Origin of the sequence: Bradyrhizobium sp. A5 (assembly GCF_042076515.1) — a bacterium.
GTDB lineage: Bacteria > Pseudomonadota > Alphaproteobacteria > Rhizobiales > Xanthobacteraceae > Bradyrhizobium > Bradyrhizobium cosmicum.
The window spans coordinates 3123693-3147440 of record NZ_CP148990.1; the positions used below are offsets into that span (position 1 = coordinate 3123693).

Here is a 23748-nt window from a genome sequence, read left to right on the forward strand (position 1 = left end):
TCCTCTTCGTCAGTAGTTTTGCGGGCCGCTTACGCGTGGCCCTTGATCTCGTAGTGACCCGGCACGCATTTGTAGCGCTCGAGGCGCCAGTTGGCGTGATAGATTGGGTGCTCGCCCATCCATTTCGCAAGCGGTGCCTGTGCGCCGACCGCACACTGCATCATCGAAATCTCGGGCGTCATGTTGCTGTCGGTCACGATTTCCTCGACGCAACTGCCTGAGCTGGCTGCGCTTAGCCGGCAGAGCACGGCAACGACGGTCACGAACATTCCAGTCACCTCATCGGTAGTTTCTGACCACGAAGAAGATGCAAGCGGAGTGCCAGAGTCTGTGACGCGAACAACACGCCGTCCTCTCCGACTCGACCCGGCGTCCAACCCCATTTGACGATTCGGATTGTAAAAAAATTGCCCCTAAACCGAAGCCGGGCAACTACGGGGAACCCCCAGGAAATCACGGGCAATGAGCGCAGAGATGAGCAATTGTGGGGGCTGCGCCGCGCGAACCGCCCCTTCACAACGCCTGCGCAGCCGATACGCTCGCTGGCGTGCGGATACTCGTCAAAAGAGCGGGATCGCCGCAGGACCAAAGGAAACGCGAGGGCAGACCATGAAGGCACGACCGACCGGCGTGATCCCGCCGATGACGACGCCGTTCCGGAAAGACGGCGAGATTGATTACAAGCTCGTGGCGCCCCAGGTCGACTGGATGATCGGCGCGGGCGCCCATGGCGTCGCCGCCGGCGGCTCGACCGGCGAGGGCCACACGCTCGATCACGCGGAATATCGCGACCTGATGGCGGCGACAGTGGAGGCGGTGAACGGGCGCATCCCCGTCATCGCCGGCATCATCGTGGACTCCACGCGCGATGCGATCCGCCGCGGCAAGCTCGTGCGCGACATGAACGTGGCGGCGCTGCAGGTCACGCCGGTGCACTATCTGTTCAAGCCGGACGACGAGGCGATGGTGGCGCATTTCCGCGCCATGGCCGATGAGACCGGCATGCCCATCATCATCTACAACGTGGTGCCGTGGTCGTATCTTTCGCCGGCGCTGTTGACGCGGATCATGACCGAGGTGCCGCTGGTGGTCGGCGTCAAGCAGAGCGCGGGCGATCTCAAGCTGTTCGCCGACCTGATGATGATGGCGCCGGACAAGCTGATCTACAGCGCCGTCGATGCGCTGATGTATCCGTCCTATACGCTCGGGGCCCATGGCTCGATCGCCGCGATCCTGACCGCGGCGCCGCATGCGTCCGTCGCGCTGTGGGATGCGGTGAAGGCGGGCGATCATCCGCGCGCGCTCGAGCTGCACAAGAAGCTGCTGACGCTGTGGAACGCGATCATTGCCGACAATCTGCCGGCCTGCACGCGCTACGCCCAGACGCTCCAGGGCTTGCCGAAGACCTGGCCGCGCGCGCCGATGCCGGAGGCTTCACCCGCGCAGCAGGCCGCCACCCGCAAGGCGCTTGAAGCGCTCGGCGCCTTGAGCGGACAGCGCGTCGAAGCGGCGGAATAGTCCGTCCGCCGAAATAACCGATGTCGAACAGCAGCGCCGATCCGCTTTTACCTGCGGATGCGGCGCTGCTACATTTTGCGCGCGCTCGCGCCAGCCGCGCCAGCTCTGAAGAAACATACCGACAAGGGGAGGGGCCGAAAGTCCCATGAAGGATTTTGCAGGAAAGATCGCCGTCATCACCGGCGGCGGCACGGGAATGGGGCGCGAGCTCGCACGGCAGCTCGTTGCCGAGGGCTGCAACGTCGCGATGTGCGACGTCTCCGAGGCCGCGATGGCCGAGACCAAGCGGCTCTGCGAGGTCGAGAAGCTGCCGCAGGGCTTGCGCGTCACGACCCATGTCGCCGACGTCTCGATCGAGGATCACCTCAAGCGTTTCCGCGACGAGCTTGCCGAGCAGCAGAAGACCGACAGGATCCATCTGTTGTTCAACAATGCCGGCATCGGCGGCGGCGGCAGCCTGTTCACGAACACGCGCGAGCAGTGGGAGCGCACCTTCAACATCTGCTGGGGCGGCGTCTATCTCGGCGTGCGCACCTTCCTGCCGATGCTGGTGGCGGCCGACGAGGCTCACATCGTCAACACGGCCAGCGTCAACGGCTTCTGGGCCTCGATCGGCATGGGGCAGGCGCACACCGCCTACAGCTCGGCCAAGTTCGCGGTGAAGGGATTTACCGAGGCGCTGATCAACGACCTCCGCCTGCACGCACCGCACGTCAAATGTTCGGTGGTGATGCCAGGGCACATCGGCACCTCGATCGTCTCGAATTCGCGCAAGGTGCAGAGTGCCGACGGATCGGAGCGCCTCAACGCCGACGAGGTCGCGCTGACCCGCAAGCGCATGGTCGCGGCCGGCGTGCCGGATGCCGACAAGATGTCGGACGAGGACATCCAGGCGGTGTTCGCCGAGCGCGCCCGCAGCTTCCTCGAGGATGCGCCGACCACCGCGGCGCAGGCCGCGAAGATCATCCTCGACGGCGTGAAGGCCGAGCGTTGGCGCATTCTCGTCGGCGAGGACGCCAAGCGCCTCGACGAGCGCGTTCGTGCTACGCCGGAGCAGGCCTATGAACGTTCCTTCTACGAAAGCTTTACGCAGGAGGTCGGCTGGCGACTCGGTTGAACGGGTTTGGCTGAGACTGTCAATGACAGTGCGCTGACATAGGTATGACGATCATCATGGCAAGAGGCGGAGCGGCATTTTTACGTGCCACCTCTTGCCAGTCTTCAAGGCCTTATGACGAATTGGAATGTCACGCATGCGACATCACCAGCGCTCCAGCATTGTTCAAGCGATGGTGATGTCAAACGGGTCTCATTCGGCGCACGGTCGCTTGGTTGGCGAACTAAAATAGTTTAGTCAATCACGGGTAACGCCATCATAGAGCGTAGTCCCGATGATACCCGCATGCCTCTCCGACGACTGGACCCTTTGCCCGGAGAGAGAGGATATCTCCGCTGAGTTCACGCGGCTCCTCACCGCGGCCCAGGAGGGCGGCGCCACGATCGCAGAATGCCTGATGATCGCGCGGCAGCTCAAGCGGGGCGACGAGCATTCCTGGCACCGCGAGTGGAAGAAGCTGGCGCGCGCCAACCGGCAGCGCGCCGAGGCGGCGTTCGCGGAAGGCCATATGGCGACCGCGCAGCGCAACTGGCTGCGGGCGATGAACTACTACGGCGCGGCCGCGATGCCGCTCGACCAGGCCGACGAGCGCCGCTGGGTCGCGGTTCTGGCGATGCAGGAATGCGCCCGCCGCTTCCTGTCCGCGCGCGGTCCGGCCGGCGACATCGTCACGATTCCCTGGTCCGACGACGGACACGCCCTGCAAGGCTATTTCCTGCCCGCGCCTGCGGCGAGCAAGCGGGCTCCGACCGTGATCTGCATCGGCGAGCCCGGGCATCGCAAGGAAGAATTCCTGTTCAAGCTGGCGCCGCATGCGCGCGAGCGCGGTTTGTCGATGCTGGCGCTGGACCTGCTCGGCAGCGAGCGCGACGATTATACCGACACGCTCTTGCAGCGCCGCGATCTCGAGAGCTCGATCGGCAGCGTCATGGATTACCTGGAAACGCGCGACGACGTCGATTTCAATCGCATCGCGATCGTCGCGGACGGGTGGGGCTCATCGTTCGTCGCACGTGCGGTGTTGCAGGAGCCGCGGCTCGCTGCAGCCGTCTGCGACGGCGGCCTCTGGGACCTGCATGAGCGATCCTTCTTCGCCAGCCGCTTTGCCATGAGCGACCTCAGCATCGTCCCGGTGCCCTCGGCGCCGCTGATGGCTTCCAGTGTCGACTTTCCCGTGCTGATCACGCTCGGCGAGGACGGCTGGCTCAAGGCCGACCGGGCGCGCCAGATCGTCCAGAAGTCGCGGCTCGGGAGCTCGGATATCGTGCTGAAGGTGTTCACCGCGGCAGAGACCGGCGCGGCGCAAGCTCACGCCGACAATCCGAGCCTTGCCAATGAATACATCTTCGACTGGCTGGAATCGCAGCTGGGCGGCATGGGGCGGCGGAGCTGAGCGCCGCCTGCCGCTTAGTAGTCCAGGGATATCCTGACGCAGGCTTTTTCGAGCCGCGTCTTCAGCGTCGCGAGCTTGGTGGTGAATTCCGCGAGCTCTTCCTCGTCGAACTCCTGGAAGACGAATTCGCGAATCGACTTGTACTGCTCGTTGAGGCTCGCGATGTGCTTCTGGGTCTTGTCGGCCAGCGACAGGCGCACCACGCGGGCGTCAGTCGGCGAGGGCCGCCGGCGCAGCAGGGCCTTCTTCTCCAGCAGCTTGGACTGGGTGGTGACGAAGGACGGGTCGACGTGGAGCAATTTGGAGACCACGTTGACGGGCACGCCGTCGTCCTTGTCGAGGTCGGAAATCGCCATCAGGATCAGCCATTGCGGACCGCTGATGCCCAGCGTCCTCGCCCAGAACTGACGCAGCTCCTCCAGATGCATGTTGATCGACGATATCTCCCAGGTGAAACGCCTGATGATATCCAGATTGCCGATGGAGCGGAGGCGCGCCCCTTCTTTCCTCGTCGCTGACACAGCGTCACTCCCGTCAACAGATTCATTCCGGCCGGCGTCGTGCAAGGTCATAGTCCACGCAAGTCTGCCCTGACGCAAGTGCAGAGCAGGGTAATTTTGTCACTAAAACTACAAAGATGATCAGCTCAGCATATTGCCCCGACCCGCAGTGTTGCGCGCGGGGCACAGGTTTAGTGAAACCACAAAGGTGATCTAATAAACTATTTTGATTAGCGGAACGGCGCAGGCATATTGCTCGCGACGGTGGGGGGTTCTCGATCGTCCCGTTGCAGGTGGTTCGCTCACGTCCCTCGCGTTCAAGCGGGTGTGTCCGAAAGCGCAAAGCGGCCGGGCGGATTTGAAGAGACGGGGATCTGGGGGGCCTCACGGTCCAGTCTCCGCAAAATGAGCAACTTGGAGGTTTTATATGAAAGTGGTGAAGAGCCTTTTGCTCGGCACTGCGGCGGGTCTGATCGCCGTCGGTGGAGCCCAGGCGGCCGATCTTCCGGTCAAGGCCAAGGCGGTCGAGTACGTCAAGATCTGCACGCTGTATGGCGCGGGCTTCTACTACATCCCGGGCAGCGACACCTGCATCAAGCTGGGCGGCTATCTGCGCGCTGAAGTCGCGCTCAATGCCGGCGGCAATTACAGCGCCCAGTACAACGGCGTGTTCGCGGCCAACAACCGCCTGACGAATTACTACTCGATGCGCGCTCGTGAAGATCTCAACATCGACACGCGCACCGCGACCGAGTACGGCGTCGTCCGCACCTACTTCGATGCGGTCTTCACCTGGACGACCGGCAGCTACGGCGGCACCGGCTCGGGCACCGGCGCGACCCAGTACAGCGGCACGATCGGCCTCAACGCGGCCGGCACCGGCCTCACCGGGTCCAGCGGCGGCAACGTCAACGGCACCGACGGCAATCTCTCGGGCGGCTCGCTCGGCGTCTACTACGCCTTCATCCAGTTCGCCGGCTTCACCCTGGGTAAGGCCGTGTCGCAGTTCGACGCGCCCTGGATCAACTATCCCGGCAACAACTTCGACCAGCTGGTCGGCGGCAGCGGCACCACCAACGGCGTCGTCCAGGCCACCTACACCGCTGACTTCGGTCAGGGCGTGACGGCGACGATCTCGGCGCAGGACCAGACGCAGGTGTTCCAGACCAACATCTGGAACACCGCGGGCATGTCCACCACCGGCGTTCTCGGCGGTGCCTACGGCTCCAACGATCTCGGCGGCACGCGCGCGCCCGACATCGTCGGTGCGGTTCGCGTCGACCAGGCCTGGGGCCTGTTCCAGGCGTCGGTTGCCGCGCATGACAACCATGTCGCCTATTACGGCGCGACCGAAGTCACGGGGCATCCGGAAGACAAGTGGGGCTGGGCCGTTCAGCTCGCTCTGCAGATCAAGAACATCCCGACCGGTGCCGGCGACGTGATCAACCTCTCGGGCGTCTACACCGAGGGCGCGAGCCGCTACAACTTCCAGGAGCTGGCTGCGACCAGCTACTCGATGTTCGGCAGCTCGAGCGGCGCGTATCAGAGCATCGGCTTTGCCGGCGTGTCTGACGCGGTGTTCGGTCCCGGCGGCAGCCTCGAGCTGACCAAGACCTACGGCTTCCGTGGCGCCTACACCCACAACTGGAGCCCGTACTGGAACACGGCGCTCTATGGCGCATGGGCTGCGGTCAACTACAGCGGTACGGCCAAGACGATGATCTGCGGCAGCGCCGCGTTCGCGACCCTGACCGGCACCTGCAACCCGGACTTCAACATCGGCCAGGTGGGCGTCATCACCCGCTGGACCCCGGTGAAGAACCTGACCTTCTCGGCTGACTTCACCTACAGCCACCTCGACCAGAAGTATTCCGGCGTGATCACGACCGGTGCACTGACGGGCGTCGCCAAGCCTGCGGCGACCTACGAGCTGAAGGACCAGGACACCTACAGCCTGCTGCTGCGCGCCCAGCGCAACTGGTAAGCCCAAGGTTCTTTCGGATCTGACCAGGCCCCGGCGGGACACCGCCGGGGCCTTTTTCAGATGCGGCGTTCGGAAAATCCGGCAGGCGTTGCAGGCGGCGAAGACGAGCCATGCGATTCGATCGCCGGCAAACTTATTTACTTAGCTGAGTTAATCAGCTATATATTTGTCGGCCGATTACGAAAGTTGCGGCTCTTAGCTTGATGCTATGACCTCCAGAAACCTCCGGTAGTGCCCTGCCGGAGGTTTTTCTGTTGAGAGAACCGCTTCAGCCGCGCATCACGCGGGCGCGCGAGTTCGGCCGGTAGGCGAGGCGGCTGTGGCCGGCGCAATAGGGCTGGCTGTCGGGCGCGCTATTGCCGCAGAAGCAGAAATCCTCCGCGCCAGGTGTCGAGATCGGCCAGCGGCAGCGGTTCTCAGCAAGCTCCAGCAGCGAGCAGCGATTGGCCTCCTCGATGGGAGCTGCGATCACGGTCGCATCGGTCTCGCCGTAGATGGTGGCGAGCATCTGATATTGCAGCCGCGGCACGGCGCGCATCGCGCGCGCCGGCGCAGAGCTCTTGTCCTGGACCTTCCGGTCGTCGACGGTCCGGCCGCGCGTGAGGTTCAGCCGCGACAGTTTGCCGATCACGGCGTTGCGGCTGACGCCGATGTCGGCGGCGATCTCGCGGCAGGAGAGGCCGGCCTCGAAGTGCTGCTTGAGAAGCTCGATTCGTTCGTTGGTCCAGGTCGGTGAGAGAACAGGCATTGTAGCGGTCCCAGGTTGCAGATGTCGGCCATCCGCTTTGCGAGATCCGTCCGCCTCACGTCCGGCGCGCGCTCACGTCCTGCCGTTGTCGCGAATCGACAAAAGCCCGTCCTTGATGGCGAGACGGATGCCTTCTTCGATCAAGGTACGTGCGACGCCGGGAACGCTGGTGCCGTGGGTGCCCTGTCTCACCAGCTTCTCCAGGTAGGTGATGGTCGAGAGCGCCAGGGTTACGGGAATGCGGTCAGTCTCGGCTTTTTCGGTGGCCATGGTCCGAACGCTAGCCTCATACTCGGACACATAAAAGTAACGATTAAGACTCTATTTAGTTTTGAGGGCGGAAGTCAAATACCAGCCGGGCTTGTCGCTCATCCCGTTGAAATCATGCATGAAATTAGACATGGCGTAGCGCGCCGCGCGGGAGTCCGGGCGGCGACGTGGCGTCTACAGGTCAGGGAAGGCGGGCTGGTTCAGCCGTGCACGATCGTCTTTTCGATCATGCAATGGATGCCCTTGGAGCCGTTGACGGTCTGGGTCACCCGCAGATCGGCCGCGAGGCTGCACAGCGTGTAGGCGTCTTCGCGCGACAGGTTTCGCCTCTCGCCGAGCAGCACGATCATGTCGCGCAGCGCGCGCACCGCGCATTGGTCGAGGTCGGGGTCCATGGCCATGGTCATGTAGTGCGTCGCCGTCTCGGCGCGGGGATAGTCGAAGCGCAGGTCCTTGCGCAGCGTCAGGCGGAAGCGGCCCTGGAGCGCGGTCTCGATCGCGGTGACGCAGACCTCGCCGTCGCCCTGCACGCCGTGGCCGTCGCCGCAGGAGAACAGCGCGCCCGGGACGAACACCGGCAGGTACAGGGTCGCACCGGCGCCGAGCTCCTTGTTGTCGAGATTGCCGCCCATCGCGCGCGGAACGAGCGAGGAGATGCGGCCCCAGCTAGGGGGCGGCGACACGCCCATCACGCCGAAGAACGGCTTGAGCGGCAGGTCCAAACCCCACGGCATGCGGCCGACCATGCGCGTCCGGTCGAGCGGGATGTTGAGGACGCGCGTCTCGTGGAAATCGTCGGGCAGCGTGCCCGAGAGCGGCTTGATCATGTTCCAGCCCCAATCCTGCCGGAGCTGGACGTCGAGGACCTCGACCGCGAGCACGTCGCCGGGCTCGGCACCCTCGACCGCGATCGGGCCGGTGAGGATGTGGCCGGGCAGCATGCGCTCGTTTTTGGCGTGAACCTCGTGCATCTCCGGCGGAATGTGAAACCTGTTGCGGTCGGGCAGCATGTCCGGGCCGCCGCTGATGGTGTCGACCGTGACCTCGTCACCGCTCTTGACGGTGAGGACAGGCTTGAGCGCGGCTTCGAAGAAGCCCCAATGACAGGTCTCGGGACTGGAATGCAGGTGGTGGTGGGTCATTTGCCGCGTCCAATCGGTTTCATCAGAACTCGTCATGAGAACCTGTTATGCCCGGACTTGACCCGGCGATCGATCCTCTTTCAAGAAGATTTCTGAAGATGGACGGGCCGGTCAAGCCCGGCACGACCAGTCCAGCGAGGCTCCCCTGTATTTCGTTCTGTCCAAGACAATCGGTACCGCGTTGCTGCCGATCAACCTGCTGGTCGAACTCGGCATCCTGTCGCTGCTGCTGATGGCGACGCGCTTCGCCGCGCTCGGCCGCAAGTTCGCCGTGACCACGCTGGTGCTGCTGGCACTGACTGCCTTTTCGCCGCTTGGCAATCTTCTGCTGTACCCGCTGGAGTCGCGCTTTCCCGCGTGGGATCCGTCGCGGGGGGCGCCCGACGGCATCATCGTGCTCGGCGGCTCCGTCGACACCGATCTGTCGGCGGCGCACCGCACGCCGGTGGTCTCGCATGCGGCCGATCGCTTGCTTGCACCGGCCGAGCTTGCACGCCGCTATCCGAATGCGCGCGTCGTCTTCACCGGCGGCTCGGCGAACCTGGTCGCCACGGAGGCGAAAGAAGCCGACTACTCCGCGCCGATCCTGGAGAGCCTCGGCATCCCCAAGGAGCGCCTGATCCTCGAGCGCGACTCCCGCAACACCTGGGAGAATGCGATCTTCACGAAGAAGCTGGTCGCGCCGAAACCGGACGAGCGCTGGCTTTTGGTCACGTCCGCCTTCCACATGCCGCGCTCCATGGGAATCTTCCGCAAGGCCGGGTTCGATGTCGAGGCCTATCCCGTCGACTGGCGGATGGGCGGGCGCGACGAGCTTTTCGAATTCACCCGGAACGCCGCGGACGGGCTCGGCAGGACCGAGGTCGCGGTGCGCGAATGGATCGGCCTTTTGGCATACCGTCTCATGGGTCGAACCGGTGAGTTGCTTCCGGGACCGGGCAAGGACTAGAACGAACACGGTAAAACAAGAACACAGCACCGGCACATGCTCGCCGGCCGGGAGGACGCCATGCAGCAGCAGAGTGCAGAGAAGATTGATCTCGCCAGCCTCGTCGCCGATCTCAACAATCTTCTTCGGCTGAAGACGACGGTAACAGGCATGAAGCTGTTCGCGCGCGTCTCGGAGATGGAGGCGATCCCGAAAATCCGGCGGCCCAATGCGGTTCACACCACCGACCAGATCGTCAGCATGGCCTCGCGGCTCGGCTGGACCGTCGGCATCACCGGCGACGATCTCGTCGGCGCGCAATGCCGCGCGGTGATCGGCCTCAGCCCCCAGGACGAAAAATGGCTCGCCGGCGAAAACTATGTCGGCGTCTGGCACGGCACGGCGGAAGACGCGCGCAAGCGCCAGGAGGCGCTCGATGTGGTTCCGTTCGGGCAGTATCAGGCGCTGGCGGTCAGTCCGCTCGCGAGCGGCCGGCTTGATCCGCCCGACATCTGCCTCGTCTATGCGACGCCGGGGCAGATGATCATCCTGATCAACGGGCTTCAATATACCGGCTACAAGAAGTTCGAATGGGGCGTGGTCGGCGAGACCGCCTGCGCGGATTCCTGGGGACGGGCCCTCAAATCCGGCGAGCCCAGCCTGTCCTTGCCATGCTATGCCGAACGGCGTTATGGCGGCGTGCCGGACGAGGAGATGCTGATGGCCCTGAAGCCGGAACATCTCGCCAAGGCGATCGAAGGCATGAAGGCGCTGGCCAGAAACGGCCTGCGCTATCCGATTCCGCCCTATGGTATTCAAAGCGACGTCCGTGCCGGCATGGGCGTGAGTTACGCAAAGAAATAAAGGCCGACCATGAGCTCTGCGAAATTCGACATCGTCGTCTACGGCGCAACCGGTTTCACCGGCCAGCTCGTCGCCGAATATCTCACTCAGCAATACAAGGGCGACCACGGGCTCAAATGGGCGATGGCAGGGCGCAGCCTCGGCAAGCTCAAATCGGTCCGCGATGCGATCGGCGCGCCCGGCAATACGCCGCTGATCGTTGCGGACGCGTCGGACGCGGCCTCGCTGAAGGCGATGGCGGAACAGACGATGTCGGTGATCACCACCGTCGGCCCGTACCAGCTCTATGGCGAGGAACTGCTGGCTGCCTGCGTCACCACCGGCACGGATTATTTCGATCTGTGCGGCGAGCCGATCTGGATGCGGCAGATGATCGACAAGTACGAGGCGGAAGCCAAGGAGAGCGGCGCGCGCATCGTGTTCTCCTGCGGCTACGATTCCGTGCCGTTTGAGCTCGGCACGTTCTTCGTGCAGGAAGAGGCCAAGCGGGTCTTCGGCGCGCCGGCCGCGCGCGTGAAGGGGCGCGTGCGCGACATGCGCGGCACGCTCTCGGGCGGCACCGCCGCGAGCGCGAAGGCGACTTTCGATGCCGTGGCCAAGGATCTCAGCCTCGTCGCCATTCTCAACGATCACTTTGCGCTGACGCCCGGCTTCACAGGCCCGAAGCAGCCGAAGGGCAACAAGCCTTTCTTCGAAGAGGACCTGCAATCCTGGGCCGCGCCGTTCATGATGGCGTTGATCAACACCCGCAACGTCCACCGCTCCAACATGCTGATGGGCTTTCCCTACGGCCAGGAGTTCGTCTACGACGAGATGGTCCTGACCGGTCCCGGCGAGAAGGGCGAGGACAACGCCAAGCGCGTGATGGCCGCCAATGCGGGCAAGACCGGCCCGGACGCACCGAAGCCGGGCGAGGGGCCTTCGAAGGAAGAGCGCGAGAACGGTCGCTTCGATCTGCTCTACGTCGCGATCGCCCCCGACGGCCGCATGGTCCGCGCCGGTGTCACCGGCGACCGCGATCCCGGCTACGGCTCGACCTCGAAGATGATCTCCGAATGCGCGATGTGCATGCTGCGCGACGCGACAGACGTTCCGGCCGGCTTCTGGACACCAGGCGCGGCGATGCAACACAAGCTGATCAAGCGGCTAGTGGAGAATGCGGGGCTGACGTTCAAGTTGGAAAGCTAGCCCAGCTAGGTAGCTAGGTCGGGTGGGCAAAGCGAAGCGTGCCCACCACTTCTATCGCGATCGCGGAGACATGGTGGGCACGGCGCTTTGCGCCTTTGCCCACCCTACGAGTCCGAAGAAATTTCGCCGCGAGCCCTGACCTTGTAAGCCTGCGCGGCCGCGATCATGCCCCACATGGCGCCGAGCATCATCCAGAAATGCCGCCAGTGGTCGGTGTCGATCACGAAGCTTTCGCCGACGGTGCCGATGAAGGCGGAGAAGAGGGCGAGATAGGCGCGCTGCCAGGGCACACGGACGAAGATGTGCCTGATCCCCATGATCACGGTGGTGAAGACCAGCGCGGGATAGCAGACGCCGGAGATCCAGCCGCCGGACATGAAGGCGTTGAGGTAGGAGTTGTGGGTATCCTCGGGGAAGAAGCGGTGGAATTGCAGCGGGCCGATGCCGAACGGCAGGTCGAGCGCCATCTCCGCACCCAGGATGTGCCGGCCGAACCGCCCGAAGCGGCCTTCGTCGTAGCTCTGGTCGAAGCTCGCGCGCTGCTTGAACATCTCGGCGATGGAATCGAACGACATCAGCACGGCGATCAGTGCGAGGCCCAGCACCGCGGCGACGATCGCCATGATGATGATGCGCGAGCGCTGCGCGTTGGTACGGCTGGTCAATACCATCAGCGCCAGCATGCATAGGGAGGTCAACACCAGCCCGCCCCAGGCCGCGCGGGAAAACGCGAGCAGGATTGCCAGCGACATGATGCCGAACGCGACGACGTTGCGGAGCGCCTTGCCGAGATTGTCTGAGACCACGCTCTGGAGCGCGAACAGCGCCGGCAGGATCAGGAAGGCGCCGAGCACGTTCGGGTCCTTGAACGTGCCGCGCGCGCGTCCGTAGAGCGTGAGGAGATCGTCGCCGCCGGGGACGAGGTGGAAATAGCCGGCGACGGCCGACAGCGAGGCGACTATCGCGCCGACCACGAGACCGCGGCGGAGCATGTCGAGCCGGGCCGTCGTGTCTTCGGACGTGACCATGGCGAAGAACACCACGGTCACCGCCATGTACCAGGAGGTCGCGATCCAGGTCACCACCTCGGACTTTTCGTACAGGGGGATGGCGCTGATGGTGTAGCCGACATTGAGCAGGACCAGCATCAGCACCAGCGGCATCAGCGCGAGCCGCAGGCGCAGGCCGGTGGCGAAGAAAGTGACGGTGGCGAGCAGCGTCACGATCTCGTAGGGGCTCGGCTCGATGAAGACGATCGCCCCGGAAGCGCCGACCAGCCACACCAGCGCCCGCTGCAGGGCCAGCACGCCGGGCGCAGCGCGAACCGCTGCATTCATGTCCCCGGCTGTTGCCGCATACGCCATTACACGCTCACAAGCCTAACGCTACCCGCACTCACAACTTCCGTCGTCATGCCCCGCGTAGGCGGCGATGACAGTGTGGTTCGGGCACCACCAACTCAATACGCGTTCTCGTTCTTGGTCAGCAGCGAGATCGGCGTCTTCAGGAGAATGACGAGGTCGAACAGCACCGACCAGTTCTCGATATAATAGAGATCGAACTCGACGCGCTTCTGGATCTTCTCCTGATTGTCGATCTCGCCGCGCCAGCCGTTGATCTGGGCCCAGCCGGTGATACCGGGCTTGACGCGGTGGCGGGCGAAATAGCCGTCGACGGCTTCGTCGAACAGGCGGCTTTGCAGCTTGCCCTGCACCGCATGCGGGCGCGGGCCGACCAGGGAGAGATTGCCGGAAAACACCACGTTGAAGAGCTGCGGCAGCTCGTCGAGGCTGGTCTTGCGGATGAAACGGCCGACGCGGGTGACGCGCGGATCGTTCCTGGTCACGACCTTCGAAGCCGTCGGGTCGGCCTGATGGTGGTGCATCGAGCGGAACTTGTAGACGTCGATGCGCTCGTTGTTGAAGCCGAAGCGCTTCTGGCGGAACAGCACCGGGCCGGGACTGTCGAGCTTCACCGCCAGCGCCACCAGTGCCATCACCGGCAGGGCCGCGAGCAGCGCGAAGCCGCCGACGATACGGTCAAACAGCCATTTCATCACCAGATCCCAGTCGGTGATCGGCGCCTCGAACACGTCGAGCGTCGGCACCTCGCCGAGATAGGAATAGGAGCGGGGACGGAAGCGCAGCTTGTTGGTGTGCGCGGACAGGCGGATGTCCACCGGCAGCACCCAGAGCTTCTTCAGCATCTCCAGGATGCGCGTCTCCGCGGAGATCGGCAGTGCGAACAGCACGAGATCGACACGGGTGCGGCGTGCGAATTCGACGATGTCGTCGACCTTGCCGAGCTTGCGCGCGCCGGCGCAGGTGTCGAGCGCGCGACTGTCGTTGCGGTCGTCGAACACGCCGAGCACGTGGATGTCGGAATCTTCCTGCGCCTTCAGCGCCTCGACCAGCTGCTCGCCGTTGCTGTCGGAGCCGACGATGATGGTGCGGCGGTCGAGCCGGCCCTGACGTGCCCAGCCGCGCACCAGCGAGCGCAGGATCAGGCGTTCGCAGATGAGTGCGGCGAGCCCAAGGACGTAGAACGCGGCGAGCCACAGCCGCGAGACCTCGGTGCCGAACTTGGCAAAGAAGGAAATGCCGATGAACAGCAGGAAGACGAATGACCAGGACGAGATCATCCGGGTCATCTGCCGGAGCTGTCCGCGGAACAGCTGCACCTGATAGATGTCGGCGGCCTGGAAGCAGATTACGGCGGCGACCGCAACGGCGACGATCTGCGCAGGATAAGTCCAGCTGAAGCCGACGAGCGGCATGACATAGCCGGCATAGAGTGCGATGCCGACCAGGCTGAGCAGCGCGAAGTCGGCCACCCGCACGAAGCCGGTGATCACGATCGGCGAATAGGCTCGGGCGACCTTCTGGTTGACGATTTCGAGCGCTGCGGGCGAGAGCCGGCGGCGGCGTTCGACGAAGGGTTGGTCAGCCGGTCTGGCTGCGGCGGTGGTCGCGGCATCCAGCATCGAGCGTGCGTTGAGCGGTTCCACGGGCGTCCCGTCCATTCCAAAAACCCGCGGGCCGCGACTTTGCGCCCCGGGCGAGCATCCCCAGGCCCGTCGATTATCGGACAAATCGGAAGATTCTCTAAAGCGGCCTTAAGAATGGTTAATGATTGGCAAATGCATCGCGATAGCCCGCGAGCACGCCCTCGACCATGGCCTGCTGGGAGAAATGGGCGGAGATGCGCTCGCGTAGGGAGGAGGCGCGCCGTGCGGTCCCTTTGGGATCGTCGAGTGCGGCCGCGATCGCTTCCGCCATGGCCTCGGCGTTGCTCGCCGCGAACAGGGCCGGGCTTTCCGGTCCGAAGATTTCGGGGATGCCGCCGACGCGGGCGGCGATCATGGGAATGCCGGCAGCTCCGGCCTCGATCACGACATAGGGCATGGAATCGCCGCGCGAGGGGACGACCAGCAGCCGCCCCTTGGAGAAGCCGTAGCGCGCCTTGACGTGGCCGATGAAACGGATGGCGCTTGAGAGGCCGAGCTTCTCGACCTGCGCCTTGAGCGCCGCCATTTCCTCACCGTCGCCGCCGAGCGTGAGCGTGACCTTCCTGCCGCCTTCGTGCAGTCGGGCCACGGCATCGACCAGCAGATCCGCGCCCTTGATGTGCCTGAACTCGCCAACATAGGCGAGGTCGGTGGCGTCGTCGGCGAGGACGACAGGCTCGAATTCCCCCGGCGTCACGCCGTTGAAGACGCAATGCACCACACCCTTGGGCGTGCCGACGATGCGTTGATAGGTGTCGCGGGCAAAGGCGCTCTCGAACAGGAACAGGTCGGTCGCGTCCATCAGCGTGCGCTCGAGCCGCGCGTAGAATTCGCCCTTGAGTGTGTTGAGGGGGTAGTGCAGCGAGCCGCCATGCGGGGTGTAGATGCGGATGGTGTCGTCCGAGCGCCGCCGCATGCGGACGAAGGCGCCGGCCTTGGCGCCGTGGCCGTGCATGACATCGGGCTTGAGCTCGCCGATCAGGCGTCGCATCCGCAGCCACACCAGAAAATCATCAGGCGACGGTTCGCGGCGAATGGCCAGCCGGTGCACGCCGAGCTTCAGCCGTGGCGCGAGCTCGGCCAGTGCCTTTTCCGCGCGCTCGCCGCCGGTGAGGCTGTCGGCGAGAATTCCGACGTGATGGCCGCGATCGACCTGACCGTTCGCAAGGTCCAGGATGTGCCGGAAGATGCCGCCCACGGGAGCGCGCACGGCGTGCAGGATGCGGAGCGGCCGGTCGGGAGAGGGGGGCATGATCAGAACCAGCGCTCGGCGGCGAATGCGCGAACAATTATCGAAATATCGAGCTGGATTAACAGCCCTCGTGGTTAACAAACGGTGTCGGCGCCGTGCGCGCCGCTCGCGGCGAGATGCGATTAACCCAGCAGCAACCTTAATGGAGTGTATTCGCCGCGGTTGAGGTAGAGTCGCAGCGTTGCCCTGCGGGAGTGTTCGATGCGTTTAGCGTTCTGGCGTGCCGGCAAGGACAAGGCGGTGGTCGAGCGGGCTGTCTCGAAGCCCAAAGCCGAAACCGCGCCCGAGGTTGAAACGAAGCCTGCGCCTGTTGCGACAACCCAGGCGCAAGGCGAATCCGGCGACATCGACCTGCACGCGCTCGGCGCGGCGCTGGGCCGCAAGCGCGGCTGGATCATCGTGCCGACGGTGCTCGCGCTCGTCGCGTCCGTCGCGGTCGTCAATCTCGTCACGCCGCGCTACAAGTCTGAATCCCGCATCCTGATCGACGGCCGCGAGAACGTGTTCCTGCGTCCGAACAGCGACCGCACCGAGGAGCGGCAGGCGCTCGACCCCGAGGCCGTCACCAGCCAGGTGCAGCTCGTGCTGTCGCGCGATCTCGCGCGCGAGATCATCAAGAAGAACAAGCTTGCGGAACGGCCCGAGTTCGACCCGGTGCTCCAGGGGATTTCTCCGCTGAAGTCGCTGGCGGCTCTGATTGGCATCGGCCGCGACCCGTTCTCGATGACGCCCGAAGAGCGCGTGCTCGATGCCTATTACGATCGGCTCCAGGCCTATGCCGTCGACAAGTCGCGCGTGATCGTCGTCGAATTCCAGTCCGCCGATCCCGATCTCGCCGCACGCGTCGCCAATTCGATCGCCGACGGCTATCTGGTGCTGCAGCAGAATGTCCGTCAGGATCAGGCCAGGAACGCGAGTCAATGGCTCTCCGGCGAGATCGACAGCTTGCGCAAGAAGGTCTCCGAGGCCGAGGCGCGGGTGGAGGATTTCCGCTCGAAGTCGAGCCTGTTCGTCGGCACCAACAACACCACGCTGTCGAACCAGCAGATGGGCGAGGTCAACACCCAGCTCAACAACGCGCGCTCGATGAAGGCGGATGCGGAATCCAAGGCGCGGCTGATCCGCGAGATGCTTCAGAGCGGCAAGCCGATCGAATCGTCGGAAGTGCTGAACTCGGAATCGATGCGCACGCCGTCCCAGCAGCGGGTGGCCTTGCGCGCCCAGTTGGCCGAGCAATCGTCGACGCTGCTCGGCAATCATCCGCGCATCAAGGAGTTGAAGGCGCAGCTCGCCGATCTCGACACCCAGATCCGCGATGAGGCCGCCAAGATCGCCCGTTCGCTGGAAAACGACGCGCGTTTTGCCAACGGACGTGTGCAGGAATTGACGTTGAGCCTGGAGCAGCTGAAGAAGCAGGCGACGTCGACCAACGGCCAGGATGTGCAGCTCCGTGCGCTCGAGCGTGAGGCCAAGTCGCAGCGCGACCTGCTCGAGACCTATCTTGCCAAATATCGCGAGGCCAATACCCGCGAGACCATCGACACCGCGCCGACGGATGGCCGCATCATCTCGCGCGCCATCGTCTCGAACACGCCGGCCTATCCGAAGAAGCTTCCGATCGTGCTGATCGTGACGATCGCGACGCTGCTGCTTTCGTCCGGCGTCGTCGTCACCGGCGAGCTATTGCGCCAGACCGCGCCGCGTGCGGTGGCGGTGTCCGCCCGGGTGCAGGCGCAGGCACCGGCGCCGGCACCGGTTCGTCAGGAGCCGGCTGTGCTGCCGGTGGTCGAGCCCATTGCCGATCCGGTCATGGCAGAGCCTCCTCCGCTCCAGCCGGAGATGACAGCCGATGCCGACGTCACTGAATTCGACGAGATCGAGCGATTGGCCGAGCGCGTGCGTGCCGCTGGTCCGGCGGCCAGGAAAATCACGGTGCTCGGCACCGCATCCGGCGAGGCCATCACGCTCTCGACACTGACGCTCGCCCGGCATCTGGCGCGGGAGGCCCGCGTCGTCGTGGTCGATCTCGCGGCGTCCTCACCGACGATCGCGGCCGTGTCCGTCGATGCCTCCGCGCCCGGCCTTGCCGAGCTGATGCAGGGCGAGGCTTCGTTCGCGCAGGTGATCACGCGGGACAAGCTCTCGCGGCTGCATCTGGTCATGGCCGGCCGTCCCGGCTTCGACCGCAGCCTGCTGCAATCGCCGCGGGTGACGCTGGCGGTCGATGCGCTGCTCCGTGCCTACGACCACGTGCTGCTCGACGCCGGCGGCGCCTCGGACCTTCCGGCCGAACTGCTGACGGCGAATGCCCGCGCCGTCGTGGTGCCCGATGCGTCGATGACGCCGGATGCGCGCACGCTGATGTGTGAGCAACTCAGCGCCGTCGGCTTCAGCGAGGTGACGATGCTGCGCAAGCCGGTGCAACCGTCGAATGCAGTGGAAGCGCCCCGCGTGGTGGCGGCGTGATCTTCTTGCCCTCTCCCCCTGCGGGAGAGGGTGGCTCGCCGCGATAGGGGCGAGACGGGTGAGGGGTATCTCTCTGCGAGTTCCATTGTCTTTTTAGAGCATGTTGTTTTTTACCGGAATTGGGATTCCCAGGGGAGCCGATTTCTGATTCAAAGTTCATGCTGGAGGACGGAGGCCAGCATGGATGACGCGACCCTATTCGGAAGACCTTCGTGAACGGGCTCTGGCGCGGGCTGACGCAGGGGAGACGGTTCGCTCGATTGCAGAGGCGCTTGAGATCAGCCCGTCCTGTGTAACGAAGTGGAAGAATCTGAGGCGGGAGACTGGAGGCGTTTCGCCTGGCAAGATTGGTGGTCACAAGAAGCCGGTTCTATCCGGTGCCCATGCCGACTGGCTACGCAAGCGCGTTCTCTCTGGGCCATTCACCTTACGGAAGCTGACACAGGAGTTGGCAGCACGCGGGATCAAGACAGATGTGCGGGCCGTGTGGACGTTTGTGCATGCCGAAGGGCTGAGCTTCAAAAAAAACGATCCTGCCGGCCGAACAAGATCGCCCCGATATCGCTCGTAAACGGACGCGCTGGAAGGCCCATCAAGGCAAGATTGACGCTTCACGCCTGATCTTTATCGATGAGACCTGGATCAAGACCAACATGGCACCACTGCGCGGCTGGGGTCCGAGTGGACAGCGGCTCCAGGCATCCGCGCCTTTCGGTCATTGGAAGACCATGACTTTCATTGCAGCGCTGCGGCACGACCAGATCAGCGCACCTTGGGTCATCGACGGCCCCATCAATGGGGAACTCTTCACCCTCTATGTCGAGAAGGTTCTGGTGCCAACGCTGGCAAAAGGCGAGGTCGTCATCCTCGATAATCTCGGCAGTCACAAAGGCAAGTCCGCCCGCAATGCCATCCGCGCCGCCGGAGCGCATCTGCTCTTCCTGCCGCCCTACAGTCCCGACCTCAATCCGATCGAACAGGTCTTCGCCAAGCTCAAACATCTGATGCGAGCTGCAGAGCCGCGTGACGTCGAGGCAACCTGGCGCAAGGTCGGTGAACTGCTCGACCTCTTCTCCGCGCAGGAATGCGCCAACTATCTCAAAAATTCAGGCTATGTTTCCGTATAAAAACAGCACGCTCTAGACTGCGGATAGATACCCCTCATCCGGCGCTTCGCGCCACCTTCTCCCGCAAGGGGAGAAGGGAAGGGGCCGTGCAAGTGGAGAGATCTACCCAAACGCCCGCCGCAGCCGCTGCGCGAGGTCGAACAGCGTCTGGTTCTGCTTCACCAGCCGTTTGCCGTGGCTCAATGACGACATCGCCATCGCCGCGAGCTTGCCGCGGGAGGTCAGCGGAACGAAGCTGTCGAAAATGTCTTCGTCGTCCTTGCAGAACATCCGCTTGTACTCGTCCGAGCCGATGCCGAGGTCGAGCGAGCGGTAGCCGCGCTCGGCGTAGCGATCGATGATGTAGCGCATCAGGATCAGCCCGGGGCTGTAGCGGGCGTGCTCGGACATCGTGTAGGTGTTGAACATCATCGAGAAGCGCTGGCCGTCGTCGACGCCGGCGAAGATCGCGATCACCTCGTCGTCGCATTCGAGCGCATGGATGTCGATGACGCGGCCTTCGCCACGAGGCGACAGGCAGGTGCTTCGGATGAATTGCTCGACGCCGGGCTCGGCGAAGACGTTGGGCAGTTTCTGCTCGGCCATTCGCACCGGCTTGACACGGAAGAACCAGTCGAGCAGGCGAATGACGTCCGCGTCCGTGGTGGCGAGGTGATAGCGATAGCCCGCAAGTGCCTGGAGCTTCTTCTCCTTGCTCTTGAGGCGACGGCGAAAGGAATTGCTGATGCGAGACGCGGGCGGAGCGCCGGGCTCCATCACCAGCAGCGGACAGCCGTTGATCGCGCTTTGGCGCGGAAGAGCCGCAAACGGGTTCTGCTGGTCGTTCCATCGCAGCGGCTGCTGTGTCAGCGACAGCACGTCGGCATGTTCGCGCAGCGGCGCAAGCAGCGCGTCGAGATCGGCTGCGCCGGCGTCTGCCGCGAACCCGGCGTTCCACAGGCCCATGTTGAAGGTGGTGTGCTTGCCGCCGATGAAGCAGGCGGTGCGCACGCCGTGGCTCTGGCGCAGCGACAGCGGCAGCAGCACGAGCGGCTGGCGATCGGCGTCGCGGGCAATCACGATGAAGGGACGGGCGCCGTCGCAGCCGCCGACCAGCCGCTGCCAGGGGCCGAGCAGATCGAAGCGCTGATAGGGCGTGAAGAGGTTGCCGCTCTCCTCGAAGGCGCGCCAGACGGCTTCGGCCTCGCCGAGGTCGCCGACGATATCGACATGCGCGATCCGGCTCGCTTTTGACCGCGCTGGCTTGTCTGCCGTCCGGCTTTGCATCGCCGCAGCCATGGTCATTCACGAAACCTGTCGAGAAACGAAAATTTGCGCAATTCGGCCTGTGGCCGACCTTTGCAAAGAAATGTCAACAAAGGGTAATGACTATGCGTGACGGACAGGCCGCCGGCGAACGCGAAGGTGGGATAGTGGCATCCGACGACAGATGGCTGGAGCGGCTGCGGCTTGAACTGGCCTGGTTCACCGGACAGGCGGCGTTGCGCAGTCGGGGGGCCGGCGCCATCCTGCGCTTTTCGCACGTGCGGCCGCGGCGGCGCGGCGCGTTTCAGCCGCTGCGCGAAAACGAGATCACGCCGCAATTCCTCGATCGCGCCATCCGCGCGCTGAAGCGATGGCAGTACGAGTTTCTCGGCATGGACGAGGTCTGCCGTCGCGCGGTGACACTGCCGGAGAAGCGGCGCTTCGTCGCGCTCACCTTCGACGGCGCGAACAAGGATCTCGTCAGCTTCGCCTATCGGGTGCTGGAGCGCCACGCCGTGCCGTTCACGATCTATGTGCCGACCGCGTTTCCCGATGGCGTCGGAGAGGCCTGGTGGTTCGGGCTCGAGCAGGTGATCGCGCGCGAGAGCCGCATCAGCCTGATGATGGGCGAGAAGGAGCAGCGCTTCGTCGTCACCGGCACAGCCGAGAAGCAGGCGCTGTTTTCGCATCTCGAGAGCTGGCTGCGCACGCTGACGCCGGCGGAAGTGTCGGCGGCGATCGCCGATCTGTGCACGCGCTATCGGATCGACCTTGCCGCGCTCTCGCGCGCGGCGTCGATGGATTGGGAGGATCTGGCGAGGCTGGCGGCCGATCCGCTCGTCACCGTCGGCAGCGCGACCGTGAACTATCCCGTCCTCGCCAACATGAAGGACACAGCCGCGCTGCGCGAACTGACGATGGGCAAGGCAGTGGCGGAAACAGCCTTCCACCGCGAGATCCGGCATCTGGCGTTTCCGTTCGGCGATCGCGCCTCGTTCCGGCGCAGCCATGTCGTGATGGCGGAGGAGGCCGGCTTTGCCAGCGCGGTGTCGGCGATCCCAGGCATCGTGGACGCGGAGGGCCGCACCAATCTGCGCGCGCTGCCCCGGATTCCCTGGGACGGCCGTGTGCGCTCGCTGCGCATGCTGCGCGTGCTGGTATCGGGTGTTGCCTTTGCGCCGGTGAAACCGACCGGCAGTCTCACGAGCTAGATTTGATACGGTCGGGCCGCTGCATCCAGCTCACGATCGGCATCGCCGGCAAGACCCAGCCCATGCCGACCACCACGTAATAGATCGCCTGCCGCCAGCCGGACTCGGCGATCCATGGCATCTGCGCCAGCGCCATGCCGAGCAGGGCCCAGACGGTGGCGAGCACCAGGAGCAGGATGGCGCCGAGGAACTTGCGGGTGCGGATCGTCATGATGGAATGCTGCGGCTTTCGCGTAACTTGCGCTGCGGGAGCGGGGGACTATAAGGGGCACGCAGTCCGGTTCAAGCCTTCAAGTCCTGGTTTTGCCCCTGAAATGACGACGAGTTCCGCTCTCTCCAAGCCGCGTCGCGCCGTGCGCTGGTGGCTTATCTCCGTCGCCGCGCTGATCGCGCTGATGGTGCTGGTCGGCGGCGCGACGCGGCTGACGGAATCCGGGCTCTCGATCGTCGAGTGGAAGCCGGTCACGGGCAGCGTTCCTCCGCTCTCGGAGGCGCAGTGGGCGGAAGCGTTCGAAGCCTACAAGAAGATCCCGCAATATCGCGAGCTCAACGCGGGCATGAGCCTGCCCGAGTTCAAGCAGATCTTCTGGTGGGAATGGAGCCACCGGCTGCTCGGCCGCTTCATCGGCGTCGCCTATCTCCTGCCGTTCCTTTTCTTCCTGTGGCGCGGCGGCCTGTCCGGTGACTTGAAACGGCGGCTGTGGTTGCTGTTCGCGCTCGGCGGCCTCCAGGGCGCGGTCGGCTGGTGGATGGTGGCCTCGGGCCTGACGGAACGGGTCGAGGTTTCGCAATATCGGCTGGCGACGCATCTGGTGCTCGCGCTGCTGATTTTCGCCGGCATCGTCTGGACGGTGCGGCGGCTCAAAGAGCGGCCGCAGATCGCCGCACCCGCGCGGCTGCGCTTCACCAGCGCGCTGCTTCTCGTCGTGACCTTCGTACAAATCTATTTCGGCGCGCTGGTCGCGGGTCTGCGCGCCGGGCGCGCCTACAATACCTGGCCGCAGATTGACGGCGCGTTCATTCCCTCCCCCGAGCGGCTGTGGTTCGAGTCGCCGTGGTGGCGCAACATGTTCGACAATGTGCTGACGGTGCAGTTCGAGCACCGCATGACGGCCTATGCGCTGTTCGCGCTGGCGGCACTGCACGCGATCGACGCGGTGCGTTCGCGCGCGGGGCTGGCTGCCAGCGGCGCGCTCTGGCTGTTCGCGGCGGTTAGCCTGCAGGTGGTGCTCGGCATCCTCACGCTGCTCAACCAGGTGCCGATTGACCTCGCGCTTTCGCATCAGGCGGTGGCGATCGCAGTGCTGACGCTCGCGGTCATGCAGGTGGAACGGCTTGCGTCGCGGCAGTCCACGGAGGCGCAGCCCCGTGCGGTGCCGGTCGGGCAGGCCGGCTGATTAGATCAGCAGTAGCCGTAGATGCCGCACGAGTAGGGCAGCCGCCAAAAATAGCCGACCTGCGGCCCGCCGTAATACGGTCCCTGATAGTCGTAGTCCCAGGGGCGGCCGTAATAACCCGGCAGCGTGTGCGCGCCGGGCAGGAGCGGTGTGCCCGGCAGATTGCGGATGTAGCTGCCGATGCCATAGGCCGGCGAGATCAGCGCATCCGGATCGGTCTCGACATAGACCTTTGGCGGCTCCTGCGGCGCAGCCGCGGCCCGGCGCTTCGGCGTGGCCGGCAGATCGGCGGCGAGCGCGCTCGAGACCGTCAGCATCACCGCCAGGGCAGGCACCATCCAGCGCAGCATCGTCGGCTCCGAATCAAAAGGGCAATCCAAAGACGAAGTAT

The 23748-nt window shown here is 64.6% G+C and carries 22 protein-coding genes; 11 read left to right on the forward strand and 11 right to left on the reverse strand.

The features are described from left to right. Positions 1-29: 29 nt before the first annotated feature. Positions 30-269, reverse strand: coding sequence for a hypothetical protein (locus WHZ77_RS14930; RefSeq protein ID WP_015685698.1), 240 nt, complete (start codon positions 267-269; stop codon positions 30-32). 340 nt (positions 270-609) lie between these two features. Here WHZ77_RS14930 and WHZ77_RS14935 point away from each other — a divergent pair, with 340 nt between their 5' ends. From WHZ77_RS14935 to WHZ77_RS14945, 3 genes are all read left to right on the forward strand, one after another. Beyond that, a complete protein-coding gene (locus WHZ77_RS14935; protein WP_375314310.1) occupies positions 610-1518 on the forward strand; it encodes a dihydrodipicolinate synthase family protein in 909 nt (302 codons plus the stop codon). A 145-nt stretch (positions 1519-1663) separates the two neighbouring features. Further along, complete coding sequence (locus WHZ77_RS14940; protein ID WP_375314311.1) at positions 1664-2635, forward strand: SDR family NAD(P)-dependent oxidoreductase; 972 nt, start codon at positions 1664-1666, stop codon at positions 2633-2635. A 274-nt stretch (positions 2636-2909) separates the two neighbouring features. Continuing rightward, a complete protein-coding gene (locus tag WHZ77_RS14945) occupies positions 2910-4028 on the forward strand; it encodes an alpha/beta hydrolase family protein (protein ID WP_375314312.1) in 1119 nt (372 codons plus the stop codon). Positions 4029-4042: 14 nt separating this feature from the next. Here the strand turns inward: WHZ77_RS14945 and WHZ77_RS14950 are convergent, their stop codons facing one another. Further along, positions 4043-4549 carry a MarR family winged helix-turn-helix transcriptional regulator gene (locus WHZ77_RS14950; RefSeq protein ID WP_041748263.1) on the reverse strand — a complete coding sequence of 169 codons (507 nt, stop codon included), beginning with the start codon at positions 4547-4549 and terminating at the stop codon, positions 4043-4045. A 406-nt stretch (positions 4550-4955) separates the two neighbouring features. Here WHZ77_RS14950 and WHZ77_RS14955 point away from each other — a divergent pair, with 406 nt between their 5' ends. Beyond that, positions 4956-6512 (forward strand): porin, encoded by a 1557-nt coding sequence (locus WHZ77_RS14955; protein WP_375314313.1) that lies wholly within the window; start codon positions 4956-4958, stop codon positions 6510-6512. A 268-nt stretch (positions 6513-6780) separates the two neighbouring features. On the opposite strand, the gene WHZ77_RS14960 is transcribed toward WHZ77_RS14955, so the two are convergent. From WHZ77_RS14960 to WHZ77_RS14970, 3 genes are all read right to left on the reverse strand, one after another. Beyond that, on the reverse strand, positions 6781-7260 hold the full coding sequence (locus WHZ77_RS14960; RefSeq protein ID WP_375314314.1) for a GcrA family cell cycle regulator: 480 nt from the start codon (positions 7258-7260) through the stop codon (positions 6781-6783). Between the two features lie 72 nt (positions 7261-7332). Further along, positions 7333-7530 carry a hypothetical protein gene (locus WHZ77_RS14965; RefSeq protein WP_007603456.1) on the reverse strand — a complete coding sequence of 66 codons (198 nt, stop codon included), beginning with the start codon at positions 7528-7530 and terminating at the stop codon, positions 7333-7335. A 200-nt stretch (positions 7531-7730) separates the two neighbouring features. Then, positions 7731-8672: an acetamidase/formamidase family protein gene (locus tag WHZ77_RS14970; RefSeq protein ID WP_375314315.1), complete on the reverse strand. Its 942-nt coding sequence runs from the start codon at positions 8670-8672 to the stop codon at positions 7731-7733. Between the two features lie 181 nt (positions 8673-8853). On the opposite strand from WHZ77_RS14970, the gene WHZ77_RS14975 reads away from it, so the two are divergent. From WHZ77_RS14975 to WHZ77_RS14985, 3 genes are read left to right on the forward strand one after another with little or no spacing between them, the layout of a single operon-like run. Further along, entirely contained in the window at positions 8854-9621 is a 768-nt protein-coding gene (locus WHZ77_RS14975; protein ID WP_375314316.1) for a YdcF family protein, read from the forward strand. A 60-nt stretch (positions 9622-9681) separates the two neighbouring features. After that, positions 9682-10464: a DUF169 domain-containing protein gene (locus tag WHZ77_RS14980; RefSeq protein WP_375314317.1), complete on the forward strand. Its 783-nt coding sequence runs from the start codon at positions 9682-9684 to the stop codon at positions 10462-10464. Positions 10465-10473: 9 nt separating this feature from the next. Further along, entirely contained in the window at positions 10474-11652 is a 1179-nt protein-coding gene (locus WHZ77_RS14985; RefSeq protein ID WP_375314318.1) for a saccharopine dehydrogenase family protein, read from the forward strand. Positions 11653-11756: 104 nt separating this feature from the next. Here WHZ77_RS14985 and WHZ77_RS14990 read toward each other — a convergent pair whose 3' ends face one another. The 3 genes from WHZ77_RS14990 to WHZ77_RS15000 all read right to left on the reverse strand — a co-directional run bounded on the left by WHZ77_RS14990 (position 11757) and on the right by WHZ77_RS15000 (position 15911). Beyond that, the gene (locus WHZ77_RS14990) at positions 11757-13016 is read right to left on the reverse strand and encodes an O-antigen ligase family protein (RefSeq protein WP_375314319.1); all 1260 of its coding nucleotides are present in this window, start codon (positions 13014-13016) and stop codon (positions 11757-11759) included. 95 nt (positions 13017-13111) lie between these two features. After that, on the reverse strand, positions 13112-14659 hold the full coding sequence (locus WHZ77_RS14995) for an undecaprenyl-phosphate glucose phosphotransferase (RefSeq protein WP_375314320.1): 1548 nt from the start codon (positions 14657-14659) through the stop codon (positions 13112-13114). Between the two features lie 118 nt (positions 14660-14777). Continuing rightward, positions 14778-15911 carry a glycosyltransferase family 4 protein gene (locus WHZ77_RS15000; protein ID WP_375314321.1) on the reverse strand — a complete coding sequence of 378 codons (1134 nt, stop codon included), beginning with the start codon at positions 15909-15911 and terminating at the stop codon, positions 14778-14780. Positions 15912-16112: 201 nt separating this feature from the next. On the opposite strand from WHZ77_RS15000, the gene WHZ77_RS15005 reads away from it, so the two are divergent. Both WHZ77_RS15005 and WHZ77_RS15010 read left to right on the forward strand, forming a co-directional pair. Beyond that, on the forward strand, positions 16113-18377 hold the full coding sequence (locus WHZ77_RS15005; RefSeq protein ID WP_375314322.1) for a GumC family protein: 2265 nt from the start codon (positions 16113-16115) through the stop codon (positions 18375-18377). A gap of 184 nt (positions 18378-18561) precedes the next feature. Next, a protein-coding gene (locus WHZ77_RS15010) for an IS630 family transposase (protein ID WP_375309090.1) occupies positions 18562-19504 on the forward strand; the annotation gives its coding sequence in 2 pieces (ribosomal slippage) (positions 18562-18897 and positions 18899-19504; 942 coding nt in all). Positions 19505-19606: 102 nt separating this feature from the next. Here WHZ77_RS15010 and WHZ77_RS15015 read toward each other — a convergent pair. After that, positions 19607-20788 (reverse strand): GNAT family N-acetyltransferase, encoded by a 1182-nt coding sequence (locus WHZ77_RS15015; RefSeq protein WP_375314323.1) that lies wholly within the window; start codon positions 20786-20788, stop codon positions 19607-19609. A 128-nt stretch (positions 20789-20916) separates the two neighbouring features. Between WHZ77_RS15015 and WHZ77_RS15020 the strand changes: the two genes are divergently transcribed. Next, positions 20917-21960: a polysaccharide deacetylase gene (locus tag WHZ77_RS15020; protein WP_375314728.1), complete on the forward strand. Its 1044-nt coding sequence runs from the start codon at positions 20917-20919 to the stop codon at positions 21958-21960. Here WHZ77_RS15020 and WHZ77_RS15025 read toward each other — a convergent pair. Continuing rightward, positions 21950-22171 (reverse strand): DUF2842 domain-containing protein, encoded by a 222-nt coding sequence (locus WHZ77_RS15025; RefSeq protein ID WP_015685717.1) that lies wholly within the window; start codon positions 22169-22171, stop codon positions 21950-21952. The two genes, WHZ77_RS15020 and WHZ77_RS15025, sit on opposite strands and share 11 nt — an antisense overlap. A 103-nt stretch (positions 22172-22274) precedes the next feature. Here WHZ77_RS15025 and WHZ77_RS15030 point away from each other — a divergent pair, with 103 nt between their 5' ends. Then, entirely contained in the window at positions 22275-23357 is a 1083-nt protein-coding gene (locus tag WHZ77_RS15030) for a COX15/CtaA family protein (RefSeq protein WP_375314324.1), read from the forward strand. Positions 23358-23362: 5 nt separating this feature from the next. Here the strand turns inward: WHZ77_RS15030 and WHZ77_RS15035 are convergent, their stop codons facing one another. Then, complete coding sequence (locus tag WHZ77_RS15035) at positions 23363-23707, reverse strand: hypothetical protein (RefSeq protein WP_375314325.1); 345 nt, start codon at positions 23705-23707, stop codon at positions 23363-23365. Between the last annotated feature and the right edge of the window lie 41 nt (positions 23708-23748).